This is a genomic window from Ruegeria sp. AE4 (assembly GCF_056542185.1).
The window spans coordinates 145,446-158,235 of sequence record NZ_JBQFZK010000003.1 but is presented as its reverse complement, the minus strand read 5'-3'; the positions used below and the strand labels follow the sequence as shown (position 1 = coordinate 158,235).

At 56.2% G+C, this 12,790-nt stretch carries 13 protein-coding genes; 3 read left to right on the top strand and 10 right to left on the bottom strand.

Annotation, left to right across the window (positions count from 1 at the left end; genetic code table 11):
- Position 1: 1 nt before the first annotated feature.
- The 3 genes from ACR0EK_RS07375 to ACR0EK_RS07365 form a co-directional block, all read right to left on the bottom strand.
- Entirely contained in the window at positions 2-721 is a 720-nt protein-coding gene (locus ACR0EK_RS07375; protein ID WP_209506490.1) for a helix-turn-helix transcriptional regulator, read from the bottom strand.
- Positions 722-1,088: 367 nt separating this feature from the next.
- The gene (ccrA, locus tag ACR0EK_RS07370; protein WP_480475116.1) at positions 1,089-2,372 is read right to left on the bottom strand and encodes a crotonyl-CoA carboxylase/reductase; all 1,284 of its coding nucleotides are present in this window, start codon (positions 2,370-2,372) and stop codon (positions 1,089-1,091) included.
- A 134-nt stretch (positions 2,373-2,506) separates the two neighbouring features.
- Positions 2,507-3,871 (bottom strand): 1-acyl-sn-glycerol-3-phosphate acyltransferase, encoded by a 1,365-nt coding sequence (locus ACR0EK_RS07365; RefSeq protein ID WP_480967704.1) that lies wholly within the window; start codon positions 3,869-3,871, stop codon positions 2,507-2,509.
- On the opposite strand from ACR0EK_RS07365, the gene ACR0EK_RS07360 reads away from it, so the two are divergent.
- The 3 genes from ACR0EK_RS07360 to deoD all read left to right on the top strand — a co-directional run bounded on the left by ACR0EK_RS07360 (position 3,794) and on the right by deoD (position 7,154).
- Complete coding sequence (locus ACR0EK_RS07360; RefSeq protein ID WP_480483170.1) at positions 3,794-5,983, top strand: methylmalonyl-CoA mutase family protein; 2,190 nt, start codon at positions 3,794-3,796, stop codon at positions 5,981-5,983. The two genes, ACR0EK_RS07365 and ACR0EK_RS07360, sit on opposite strands and share 78 nt — an antisense overlap.
- 124 nt (positions 5,984-6,107) lie before the next feature.
- Entirely contained in the window at positions 6,108-6,425 is a 318-nt protein-coding gene (locus ACR0EK_RS07355; protein ID WP_267363820.1) for an H-NS histone family protein, read from the top strand.
- Positions 6,426-6,443: 18 nt separating this feature from the next.
- Positions 6,444-7,154 (top strand): purine-nucleoside phosphorylase, encoded by a 711-nt coding sequence (gene deoD, locus ACR0EK_RS07350; protein WP_480558821.1) that lies wholly within the window; start codon positions 6,444-6,446, stop codon positions 7,152-7,154.
- Positions 7,155-7,178: 24 nt separating this feature from the next.
- On the opposite strand, the gene ACR0EK_RS07345 is transcribed toward deoD, so the two are convergent.
- The 7 genes from ACR0EK_RS07345 to sdhC all read right to left on the bottom strand — a co-directional run bounded on the left by ACR0EK_RS07345 (position 7,179) and on the right by sdhC (position 12,725).
- A complete protein-coding gene (locus ACR0EK_RS07345) occupies positions 7,179-8,042 on the bottom strand; it encodes an urea carboxylase-associated family protein (RefSeq protein WP_480585582.1) in 864 nt (287 codons plus the stop codon).
- Between the two features lie 290 nt (positions 8,043-8,332).
- Positions 8,333-8,473, bottom strand: coding sequence for a hypothetical protein (locus tag ACR0EK_RS07340; protein WP_480967703.1), 141 nt, complete (start codon positions 8,471-8,473; stop codon positions 8,333-8,335).
- Between the two features lie 122 nt (positions 8,474-8,595).
- Positions 8,596-9,375: a succinate dehydrogenase iron-sulfur subunit gene (locus ACR0EK_RS07335; protein ID WP_152456842.1), complete on the bottom strand. Its 780-nt coding sequence runs from the start codon at positions 9,373-9,375 to the stop codon at positions 8,596-8,598.
- 31 nt (positions 9,376-9,406) lie between these two features.
- Positions 9,407-10,033, bottom strand: a complete 627-nt coding sequence (locus ACR0EK_RS07330) for a sulfotransferase (RefSeq protein ID WP_480899248.1) — start codon at positions 10,031-10,033, stop codon at positions 9,407-9,409.
- 96 nt (positions 10,034-10,129) lie between these two features.
- The gene (gene sdhA, locus ACR0EK_RS07325; RefSeq protein WP_480967702.1) at positions 10,130-11,935 is read right to left on the bottom strand and encodes a succinate dehydrogenase flavoprotein subunit; all 1,806 of its coding nucleotides are present in this window, start codon (positions 11,933-11,935) and stop codon (positions 10,130-10,132) included.
- Between the two features lie 18 nt (positions 11,936-11,953).
- Positions 11,954-12,325 carry a succinate dehydrogenase, hydrophobic membrane anchor protein gene (gene sdhD, locus ACR0EK_RS07320; RefSeq protein ID WP_267363812.1) on the bottom strand — a complete coding sequence of 124 codons (372 nt, stop codon included), beginning with the start codon at positions 12,323-12,325 and terminating at the stop codon, positions 11,954-11,956.
- A 13-nt stretch (positions 12,326-12,338) separates the two neighbouring features.
- Positions 12,339-12,725, bottom strand: coding sequence for a succinate dehydrogenase, cytochrome b556 subunit (gene sdhC, locus ACR0EK_RS07315; RefSeq protein WP_267363810.1), 387 nt, complete (start codon positions 12,723-12,725; stop codon positions 12,339-12,341).
- Positions 12,726-12,790 lie beyond the last annotated feature (65 nt).

Genomic DNA, 12,790 nt, shown 5'->3' with positions numbered 1-12,790 from the left:
CTTAAACCACTATTAATCCCCGGCTGAGTGCCGTTGCGATTGCGTGGGTCGTGTTAAGGGCTCCGAGTTTCGATCGGGCGCTTTCAATGTAAACGCGTAGCGTGTGTTCGGAAATCGACAGGGAATGCGCCACCTGAGCACGGCTGTAACCCAGTGCCAAAAGGGTAATGGCGTCGATTTCACGGGGTGACAGGCCGCGCGTGGCATCCGGTTGCCTGTCCTTTTCAAACTCCAGCGCTTTGCGGTTGATGTAGTGCGCAACAAGAATCAACTCACGCCCGTAGGTCGAGATAAAGGTCTGCCAGGTTTGATCGTCGCAGCTGTGGTTAACGGTAAAAAGAGCGAACTGACCGTTTGGCCCTCGGATCGGGATCGAGTATCCCTGATTGCCGACCCCATGGTCGTGGGCATCCTGAAGGAATGATTTGGCCACCTTGCTGGACCAGTCCAGCGACTTCCAGTCAACCGGGTGAAATCTCTGGAAACACCCCAGAATTACAGGGTCGATACGATGATAGTTTTTTTCCCTGTATCGTTCGTCCCAGGCGTCTGAGTATGTCGTATACCCGTATTGGTCACCTGCGCCGTCAACCCAGTGATATGTCAGATGTGCAACCTTCAAAGTGTCTCGCAGACACTCGGCGACGATGCTGAGCTCTTCAAGCGTGCTGGTGTTTTCCAAATCCTGCAGGATTTGACCCAAATCGGTTTTCGTTCCCATCCGCGGGCGCCCGTGCCTCGTTCTTCAGGGACGCGATCTCGGCCGCGGCAATCAGCCTTGTATCATCAAGCTGTTCTGCAAGCGCGCTCAACCCATTCGCAACGGCGAAAGCGTTGAGGTCCGATAGTACGTCCAATATCCACTCATTTTGCGCCATCAGGGTCTCTCTGAAACAGTTAACGAAGCGTTAACACAACCATAACATGTATGAACTTTTTCGACCTATTCACCGGTTTCTACTCCCCAAAAATAGCGGGGGTAAAAATCGCAAGCATCTGAAAGCATGAAATAGGCCTGCAAACAGCAAACCACCCGCGAACTGACAGTGCGATTCGCGGGTGGTTTTTGTCTAAGGTCCTGAACTTTATCAGCCTGCGTCCAAAACCTCCTCAAGGGTGCGCAATCCGGTACGCGGTGCCTGAACAAGCACAGACATGTTGCCCGGCTTGTGTTCATTCCGCAGCATTTTCATATGTGCTTCCGGTAGGTCGTTCCAGGCAAACACCTCGGACATACAGGGATCCAGGCGGCGCTCGACCATCAGCTTGTTCGCCGCCGCCGCCTGTTTCAGATGGGCAAAATGCGAACCCTGCAGGCGTTTCTGGTGCATCCACATGTAACGCACGTCGAATGTGCAGTTGAACCCGGACGTCCCCGCACAAATCACAACCATGCCGCCTTTTTTCACCACGAAAGTCGAGACCGGGAAGGTGCTCTCGCCCGGATGCTCGAACACCATGTCGACGTTGTTGCCCTTGCCGGTGATGTCCCAGATTGCCTTGCCGAATTTGCGGGCCTCTTTGAACCACTCGGCGTATTCGGGCGTATTGACCGTGGGCAGTTGACCCCAGCAATTAAAGTCGCGGCGGTTCAGAACCCCCTTTGCGCCCAGACCCATGACGAAATCACGCTTGCTTTCGTCCGAGATCACCCCGATCGCGTTTGCCCCGGCTGTGTTGATCAACTGGATAGCATAAGATCCCAGACCGCCCGAGGCACCCCAGACCAGAACGTTCTGACCCGGTTTCAGGTCATGCGGTTCGTGACCAAACAGCATACGATAAGCTGTCGCGAGTGTCAGCGTGTAGCAGGCCGCTTCTTCCCAAGTCAGGTGCTTGGGGCGCGGCATCAACTGCTGAGCCTGCACGCGTGTGAACTGGCTGAATGAGCCGTCAGGTGTTTCATAGCCCCAGATCCGCTGGCTGGTCGAATACATTGGGTCGCCGCCGTTGCATTCTTCGTCGTCGCCATCGTCCTGGTTGCAGTGGATGACAACTTCGTCGCCAACCTTCCACCGCTTGACCTTGTCACCAACGGCCCAGACGATACCCGATGCATCAGAACCCGCGACATGGTACGGTGCCTTATGGCCATCAAAGGGGCTGATCGGCTGGCCCAGTGCAGCCCAGACACCGTTGTAATTAACGCCTGCAGCCATCACCAGAACAAGCACCTCATTGCTGTCCAGCGTGGGTACATCGACCACTTCCTGCTGCATCGCAGTGTTTGGCTCGCCATGGCGTTCCTTTCGGATGGCCCAGGCGTACATTTGTTTCGGGACATATCCCATCGGAGGGATCTCACCCATTTCATAGAGGTCTTTTTCGGGTGCCTCATACGACGCGATACCGGTTTCGGTGTCCAAAGCCATGCTGGCCTCCTTTTTCAATACTTTTGCCGCGACGCAGAATCGCGCGCTTTATCAGATGAAATATTGGCCATCGCGAAATATTGCAACCGTTTTTGATGCAATATTGTAATTTTATGACCCAGCAGTTGCAGAAATTATTTTGCAGGCGCAGAATTTGAGGGGCGCGCGGAAACCGGTACAGATGCTGAATAATACTCCAGCAGATCACCGCGTTGCCCAGATGCAGAAAGAATATCTCCCTGCCGCTTGAGAATCCGTCGTTCAATCAACTGGTCCAAAGCGCTTGATATGGCCGGCGCATTGTCTTGGGTCTGCTTACCGTCGCGTTCCATCATCGTCTGAATAGAGGACCGCAGATCCTGTTCCGCCATCGGCCCATTGTCACGTATCAGCAAACAGGCCGCAGGGGCCGGAACCAACGGGATCGCGTTCTGGATACGCTGCATCAACGTACGCGCCAGATCGGTCATCATGTCGTCACTACCCTCGGCCCGGAACTCCTTCAAGGAAATCGGCATTCCGTAGCGGACCGAGGCCAGCCCGAACCGCTTGTAGCGCCCGATCACTCGCCGCCAGAGCTGCTTGAAAATCCATCGCGCGATGACACCGATCCGGGCCCGAAAACGACGCTCTTTTCCCAGTGCCGCACGGGTAAGAATAGTGTCTTCAAGCACACGGTCATAATTCAAAGCGACGGGAACGAATACAACATCACGCCCCTGCGACGTCGTCCCATCCATTATGTACTTGAGCAATCCAAGCTTTGGGCGGGCGAGCGCTCCTGTCAGGCTTAAACCACCTTCTGGAAACATGGCTTGCGTCACACCGGCTTCGGTCGCATGGCGCACATAGGTGGACAAAACCTGCCGGTAGAGCTCGCTGCCTGACTTGCGCCGGATAAAGTAGGCCCCCATTGCACGGATCAACCGGCTGAGCGGCCAAACCCGAGCCCATTCTCCTACCGCGTAGGATAAAGCAGAGTGCGGGGCCGCCAGATATGTAACCAACACATAGTCCATGTTGCTTCTGTGGTTCATCACAAAAACAACGGTTGCATCAGGGTCGATGGTCCTGACCGCGTCTTCGTCTTCGTAGCTAAGCCGCACCTCGTAGAACGTGTTGCTTAGCAGCCGGGCCAAACGGATCGCAAAACTGAAATAGGCGAAGGCGGAAAAGGACGGCACGATTTCGCGGGCATAGCGGCGTGCCTGCTCGGACGCGACGGCTTCGGGTATTCCGGTTTCAAGGGCGTGATGCTGGACCGCTTTACCGACCTGTGGATCATAAATCAGCCGTTGAATCATGTCGTGCCGACGAGCCAGCTTGAACGGTTGGATCGGACGTTGCAAGCGCTGGTTCAAACGCGCCACGGCACGTTCCAACCGGCGGCGGAAGAACCATCGGACTGACGGGAACAGGAAATGCGAAGCGAAAGTAACCATGGCAAAGACCACGATCAGCACAAAAAGCCAAAGCGGAAGTTCCACGGTTTGCGTCATGGCCGCACCTTGCCACCAATCGCAGCTGCTCACAATCTGAACAATTGCAGGATGCCGCAACGCAGCGAATTGACTTGCCCCGAAAATTGCGCTTTAGAACCCATAGACGTAATTTTATTGCCCACCGAAACGCGAGGCCCCTTCATGACGCAGATGCAGAAAGATCGCCCCTGGCTCATCCGGACCTATGCCGGTCATTCTACCGCCAAGGCCTCGAACGCGCTATATCGTGGCAACCTCGCCAAAGGGCAAACCGGTCTTTCGGTAGCCTTCGATCTGCCCACCCAGACCGGATATGACAGTGACCACACGTTGGCACGTGGCGAAGTTGGCAAGGTCGGGGTGCCCGTCTGCCATCTGGGCGATATGCGGGTTTTGTTCGATCAGATTCCGCTGGAACAGATGAACACGTCAATGACGATCAACGCGACCGCCCCTTGGTTGCTTGCCCTTTACATCGCCGCAGCCGAGGAACAAGGCGCTGACATTTCCAAGTTGCAGGGCACAGTCCAGAACGACCTGATCAAGGAGTATCTGAGCCGGGGCACTTATGTCTGTCCGCCAAAACCGTCGCTGAAGATGATCGCGGACGTGGCCGAGTATTGCTATTCCAATGTCCCCAAGTGGAACCCGATGAATGTGTGTTCCTATCATTTGCAAGAGGCTGGCGCGACACCGGAACAAGAACTTGCTTATGCGCTGGCAACAGCCATCGCCGTGCTGGACGAATTGCGCCCACGAGTACCTGCCGAGGATTTCCCCGCGCTTTGCGGCCGGATTTCCTTTTTTGTGAATGCTGGTATCCGCTTTGTCACTGAAATGTGCAAAATGCGCGCATTTGTCGATCTTTGGGACGAAATCCTGCAACAGCGATATGGTGTCGAGAACCCAAAGTTCCGCCGCTTCCGCTATGGTGTGCAGGTGAACTCTCTGGGGCTGACCGAGCAACAACCTGAGAACAATGTCTACCGCATCCTGATCGAGATGCTGGCCGTAACCCTGTCGAAGAATGCACGCGCCCGTGCGGTGCAGTTGCCTGCCTGGAACGAGGCGCTTGGCCTGCCACGCCCCTGGGACCAGCAATGGTCCATGCGGATGCAGCAGATTCTGGCCTATGAAACTGACCTGTTGGAATTCGATGACCTGTTCGATGGCAACCCTGCCGTTGATGGCAAGGTCGAAGAATTGAAAGCAGGCGCGCGGGCAGAGCTTGCGAATCTGGATGCGATGGGCGGTGCGGTTGCATCAATCGAGTATATGAAATCCCGCCTTGTGGATTCCAACGCTGAACGTCTGAACCGGATCGAACGCAACGAAACTGTGGTCGTCGGCGTGAACAAATGGATGGAAGGCGAGGCTTCGCCCCTTCAGACCGAAGATGGCGGCATCATGGTCGTTGATCCTGCGGTAGAACAGGAACAGATCGACCGCCTGAACGCGTGGCGGGCTGAGCGCGACGAAGCGGCTGTTACAGCGACCTTGTCCGCGTTGCGCCAGGCGGCTCAGACAGGAGCGAACGTCATGGAGCCGTCCATTGCCGCTGCCAAGGCGGGTGTGACAACCGGGGAGTGGGCCGAAGAGATGCGCAAGGTTTTCGGCACTTATCGTGGCCCGACCGGCGTTTCCGGTTCGGTCTCGAACAAGACCGAAGGGTTGGAGGACCTGCGCGCGGCGGTTGATGCCGTCAGCGACAAACTGGGACGGCGCCTGAAATTCCTGGTTGGAAAACCGGGGTTGGACGGCCATTCCAACGGCGCCGAACAAATCGCGTTCCGTGCCCGCGACTGCGGCATGGATATCAGCTATGAGGGTATCCGGCTGACCCCGGAAGAAATTGTCACCTCAGCCCGCGATGATGACGCACATGTCATCGGGTTGTCGATCCTGTCCGGTAGCCATCTGCCTTTGGTCGAAGATGTAATGGATCGGCTGCAAAAGGCTGGCCTGTCTCACATTCCCGTGGTTGTCGGCGGAATTATTCCGGATGAAGATGCCGCAAAATTGAAAGCCATGGGTGTAGCCAAGGTTTACACCCCCAAAAACTTTGAACTTAATGCGATCATGAGCGATATTGTAACGCTGGTTGACCCCAAAAACCTCGCAGCCGAGTAACTGAGGTTTTAGAACCTTAATTCCCCGTTTCTTCGCTTTGGATATTTGGGATGGAATAAACCATTCGCTAGAATTACGGTGCGCGCTCAAGTGTACCGTAAAATATATCCTTTGGAGATGAATGATGGGGTTCAATCTTGAACAGATGTCGCGCAAAGACCTTTTGGCATTGCGCGACGATGTCGAAAAAGCCTTGGTAGGAGCGGAAAAACGCGAGCGCCGTGAGGCTTTGAAAGCCGCAGAAAAAGCTGCCGCAGAATTCGGGTATTCGCTGTCCGAACTTTCAGGCGATGCACCCCGCGCATCCAAGCAAAAGAAAACAAAAGAAAAATACCGCAATCCTGGCAATCCGGAACAAACCTGGACAGGTCGTGGCCGCAAACCGAAATGGGTGCATGACGCGTTGCAGGCGGGCGCCGATATTTCCGATCTAGAAATCTGATCAGGGCGGAGCGAAACAATGACAATTCATATCGGCGCTGAAAAAGGCGAAATTGCAGAAACTGTCCTATTACCCGGAGATCCTTATCGGGCGAAATGGGCAGCCGAGACGTTTTTGGACGATGTGAAACAGGTCAACAACGTCCGGGGAATGCTTGGGTTTACCGGAAATTGGAAGGGAAATCCTGTAACGATACAGGGTAGCGGCATGGGAATGCCCTCGCTCTCCATTTACGTAAACGAGTTAATTCGCGATTACGGTGCAAAAACCCTGATCCGAATTGGGTCGTGTGGCGGAATGCAGGACAGTGTCAAAATTCGAGACGTCATTCTGGCAATGACTTCGACGACGCTGAGTACGCCGTCACGCGGTATCATGAAAGAACTGAATTTTGCGCCCTGCGCCGATTGGAGCTTGTTGCAGGCGGCCGCGAAGGTGGCGGCTGCCAAAGGAACCCCTACCCATGTCGGTGGGATTTATTCTTCGGACGTTTTCTATGATGAGCGCCCGGACCTGAACGAACAGATGGTGCGTCACGGGATTCTCGGCGTCGAAATGGAGGCGGCCGAGCTCTATATCCTGGCAGCGCGCCACAAATGTCGTGCTCTGGCAGTTCTCACCGTTTCCGATCACCTTCTGACGGGAGAAGCTCTGCCATCCTCGGAACGTGAAAGCAGCTTTGGAGACATGGTGGAAATCGCGCTACAGGCCGCATTCCCGGGCAACTAGCGGTAAGGTGGGTGCCCGCCGATCCTAACGCCCGTGCGTGCGATCATAGCCATTGCGCGCCGGGCTTTCCCAACCATCCAGGTCTGTGACCGTCGCGGCAAATGTTTCGACCAACAAGGGATAACACGCGGCGGTGTCCGAGGAATGCTCGGACGAGCAATCCCCACCCGGACAGGCGCTGAGATTGCCAAGCAGATCGATCTCGGCAAAGAATTCCAGATAGTCGCCGGGGCGAACGGGCGATGCCTTCATGAAATACTGACCAGTATCCCGAGTGAAACCAGTACACATGAAGACGTTCAGAACGTCGTGCACCGCGGGTTCGGCCTCATCCATCGGGATATTCAGATGATCTGCCAACGCGCGGGTCAGGTTGGAATGGCAGCAATGATGATACTGCGTGCCGGACAGCAAATTGCCCGTATATGGATCACAACGCGTGCCAATCACGTCATGAACCGACCCCCCATGGGTATCGATCCCGTACCATTCCAGTGTATCCGCTATGATCGTGGCCATCGGGCGCAGATGTGGGAAACTGGACCACATCCGCTCTCCGGTGGTCAGGTGCGTACCATGCAGAGCCCGCGTTTTTCCGGAATAAAAGCGCTCGGACAAATCATTGCGGTTCCACAGGTTCAAATCGCCAACCTGCGGGCCTTGAACCGATGTGATGCGAAAGAAATGCCCGGCAGGTACATCGAAACAGCGCGCCTCACGCGGAGGAACCAGGACTTCGCCGGTTTTGACTGCCCGTTGGCGTACAGATCTGATCCAGGGCAAATCTGGTCGCGGCAAGGCATCGTTCGGATAACAAATGACAGGGGCGACCGAACGACGGGCTTCGGCATCTTCTGGGGGGCGGGCAGTATTCTCAGAACCGGTCATGGCGTGCAGAGTGGCGGATTCTCTGGCCCGCGAAAAGCCCTATTCTCAACCATTACTTGCCTTAAGACAGCGCATAGGTTGGTCCGGCGCAGCGACTGCCGCTCCACAAAAGCTACACCGCCAGATGCCATGGCGTCTGTCCTGTCGCCAACGACAATCCCGTGTCAGCGTGGAATGGCGCGAGCGCCAGAAAAAATAGGCGAACACTCCGGCGGCCAACAAAAGCAGAAGAACAGGCATTCCTCTGCTTTGCCGATTGACCGAAGTTTTTCAAGGGCTGTCGTATTGGATCAGGCCGCGTTTGCGTATTCGAACAGCTCGGGCTCTTTGTCGGCTTTAACCGGTTCCGGCGTGTAGTAGGCCCATGCCTGCTCCAGCAGTTTCAGCGCCTCTTTAGCGTCGATTTTTTGTTTGAATGTGTTTGCATTCATTGGAGTGATCCTGACTCGAACTCATCACTCCTCCCTGAGCAAAAAATAAGACAATGCAGCCGGGGCTACATCGCCTTATTTTGCAAGATCGACATGCGTTTGCCGCAATTCGGTGCAGGTGATTATACCGCGCGTTCGACCATCATCTTTTTAATCTCGGCAATCGCCTTGGCCGGGTTCAGACCTTTGGGACAGGTCTTGGCGCAATTCATGATGGTGTGGCAGCGATAAAGCTTGAACGGATCTTCCAACTCGTCCAGGCGCTCACCCGTGGCCTCATCCCGGCTGTCGATGATCCAGCGGTATGCGTGCAACAGAGCAGCGGGGCCAAGATACCGATCGCCATTCCACCAATAGCTCGGGCACGAGGTCGAGCAGCTGGCGCACATCACACACTCATAGAGACCATCCAGCTTTTTCCGGTCTTCGATCGACTGCTTCCACTCCTTTGCAGGGCGGTTGGTCTTGGTTTCCAGCCACGGCATGATCGACGCATGCTGGGCATAAAAATGGGTCAGATCAGGGATCAGATCTTTGACCACAGGCATATGCGGCAGCGGATAGATTTTCACGTCGCCCTTGATCTCATCCATGCCATAGATACAGGCCAGTGTGTTGATCCCGTCGATATTCATCGCGCACGAGCCGCAGATGCCTTCACGGCATGATCGGCGAAATGTCAGGGTCGGGTCGATTTCGTTCTTGATCTTGATCAGCGCGTCCAAAACCATCGGCCCGCACGTGTCCATATCGACAAAGTAGGTATCGACACGGGGGTTCTGACCATCATCCGGGTTCCAGCGATAGATCTGGAACTTGCGCACATTGGTCGCGCCATCCGGCTTGGGCCAGGTCTTGCCGGTCGTAATCCGGGAATTTTTGGGCAGGGTCAGTTGAACCATGTCAATTCTCCATTCAGCACAAGGCCGCCTTTCAGCCTGTCCGGGCGCGCTGGGACGCCCCTCGGTTATAATGCCCCCAATGGGCGATATTCACGTCAAAATCCGGCGCGAGCCAGTCCGCAACGCACTGCGGATCATCACAGTCGATATCAAAGCGCAGGAATCGCGAGTTGCCGTCGAAATAGGTCTCTACCTCGGCATGGTGCACATCATACATATGCGCCCAGCCGTGTTTCACTTCATCCGCACTCTGCCCATTGGCTTTGCAGCACCGATCCAGATACCCGCCACCGGAATGGTTGGCGCGCGAAGCTATCCAGTCATCCCTGTCCCTCGTGTTCAGCAAGAAATAGGCATTCGGGTAAGCTGCATGCAATTCACGGAAGAAACGCGCCCCGTCCAACATGAAGCGCGAACTGACAAAAGCGATGTCAGTGAAGGCCCGCACCGCTCCGAACCCGTCCAATGGTCGTCGCCCCATGGCAATGTTGGTCAACATGCGGTGCGCAAGGTTTCGGCCCTGGTCATCTTCCCAATGAACCGACGGTATCCCGCTATTCTGAAACAGCCTGTGAAACGAGGTCGTCGCACAGCGGTTCAGCCCGATCAGGATGATCTTGGGATCGCCTGAACCGGATTGCAGGACCTCGACCGTCATGACAAGCACCGGACACGGACCGACCGCTGGCCAATGGCCGTTGCGGTCTTCGTGGGTATTTGGCGCTTGCTCACCATTGCCTGCTGTCCGAGCCTATTAGAACGTACGTGCCTTGGGCGCGATTTTCTTCAGGCTGATGCCACCTTCGTCTTCGGTCGTCAGCGGATCGACGATCACGGGACGATAGCTGAGCTCAACCTTGTTGCCTTCGACCCGGCTAACCGTATGAACGCGCCAATTTTCGTCATCACGTGCAGAGAAATCCTCGTGCGCGTGGGCACCACGGGATTCCTTGCGCGCCTCGGCGCCGACGATCGTAGCCAGCGCGTTGGGCATCAGGTTGGTCAGCTCCAACGTTTCCATCAGGTCACTGTTCCAGACCAGCGACCGGTCGGTGACTTTCAGATCGTCCATCTTGGCAGCGATTGCCGTCATCTTCTCGACACCTTCGGCCATGGTCTTGGCGGTACGGAACACGGCAGCGTCCGCCTGCATGGTTTTCTGCATTTCAAGCCGTAATTCTGCGGTCGGGATGGAACCGCTAGCGTTGCGCACCGCGTCGAACCGGTCAAAGGCCTTGTCGACCGATGCCTGGTTCAGAACCGGGTTCGCGGCTTCTGCATCCACGACTTTGCCAGCCCGGATCGCTGCCGCGCGGCCAAAGACCACAAGGTCAATCAGCGAGTTCGAGCCCAAGCGGTTCGCGCCGTGGACCGAGGCGCAACCGGCCTCGCCCACTGCCATCAGGCCCGGCACCACAGCTGTCGGGTTCTCGGCCGTTGGATTCAGAACTTCACCCCAATAGTTTGTGGGGATACCGCCCATGTTGTAATGCACGGTTGGCAGAACCGGGATCGGTTCCTTGGTGACATCCACGCCGGCAAAGATCTTGGCGCTTTCCGAAATGCCGGGAAGACGTTCTGCCAAAGCCTCGGCTGGCAGGTGACTGAGGTTCAGGTGAATATGATCCCCCTCCGCACCGACACCACGACCTTCGCGGATTTCCAAGGTCATCGAACGCGAGACGTAATCGCGCGGTGCCAGGTCCTTGTACTGGGGCGCATACCGCTCCATGAACCGTTCACCTTCCGAGTTGGTCAGGTAACCACCCTCACCACGCGCACCTTCGGTGATCAGGCAGCCCGAACCGTAGATGCCGGTCGGGTGGAACTGGACGAATTCCATATCCTGCAGCGCCAAGCCCGCGCGGGCCACCATACCGCCACCGTCACCGGTGCAGGTATGGGCCGAGGTCGCGCTGAAATAGGCGCGGCCATACCCGCCGGTCGCCAGCACAACCATCTTGGCATTGAAGACATGCATCGTGCCATCGTCCAGCTTCCAGCAGACAACACCCTGACACTGACCGTCATCGGACATGATCAGGTCGATAGCGAAGTACTCGATATAAAACTCAGCATTGTTCTTCAGCGACTGGCCATAGAGCGTATGAAGGATCGCGTGGCCGGTCCTGTCCGCAGCGGCACAGGTGCGCTGTACTGCCGGGCCTTCGCCGAATTCAGTGGTGTGACCACCAAACGGGCGTTGATAGATCTTACCCTCTTCGGTTCGGCTGAACGGAACGCCATAGTGCTCCAGTTCGTAAACAGCCTTGGGCGCTTCCCGCGCGAGGTATTCCATCGCATCAGTGTCGCCCAGCCAATCCGAGCCTTTCACAGTGTCGTACATATGCCACTGCCAATGGTCGGGGCCCATGTTTGACAACGACGCGGCGATTCCTCCCTGAGCCGCCACGGTGTGCGAACGGGTTGGGAAAACCTTGGTCACACAGGCCGTGCGCAGACCCTGTTCCGCCATACCCAGCGTCGCCCGCAAACCGGCCCCACCGGCGCCGACAACGACCACGTCATATTCATGCGTTTCGTATTCGTATGCAGCCATTTCTTTCAGCTCCGGGAATTAGAGGGCAATGCGCGCGATGGCGAAGATACCAGCCGCTGCTGCGCCGTAGGACAGGCAGGTCAACAGAATGATCAGGACCTTTTCAAGCGTGCCGTGAACATAGTCTTCAAGCATCACCTGCGCACCGTCCGCGAAGTGTTTGAAGCCAACCGCCAGCGTCAGTGCTGCTACGATGGCAGGGAAAGGTCGCGAGTAGTAGTCGAGAACGACCTCGAATGGCTGGCCCAGGATCGGACCAAATGTAAATACAAACAACGGCACAAGGATCAGCAAAGCAACCGAGCTGACTTTCATCGCCCAGAAATGGGCAGTGCCGGATTTCGCCGAGCCAAGTCCAGCGGCACGTTTGCGGTCGGTCAGATAACGCATGTCAGGCCTCCAATCACGCGACGAGGACAAGGGTCAGAAGGGTCAAGACGACCGATCCGATGACAACGGCCCAACCCAGCTTGGTCGCCGTCGGAAGGTCCAGACCAACCGCGTTGTCCCAGATCAGGTGCCGCACACCGGCCAACGTGTGATACCAAAGCCCCCAAACGGATAGCGCCATCACAAGGTCTCCAAGCATCGAGGTTATTACCCCATTCGCTACCGCAAACGCCTCGGGCGAAGTTGCTGCGGCCAGAAACCACCAGACGATCAACAGAGCTGCGAGCAGAAGGGCGTTGCCGGTGATGCGCGTCAGGATGGACGTGATCGACGTCAACTGCGGGCGATAAATCGACAGATGCGGCGAAAGTGGGCGATTGCCCCGATTTACATCGGCCATGGCGGCTCCTTTTCGGTTGGCTACCGAACGTTTTACTGGTTTTTGCGACACTGTCACGTGCTGCG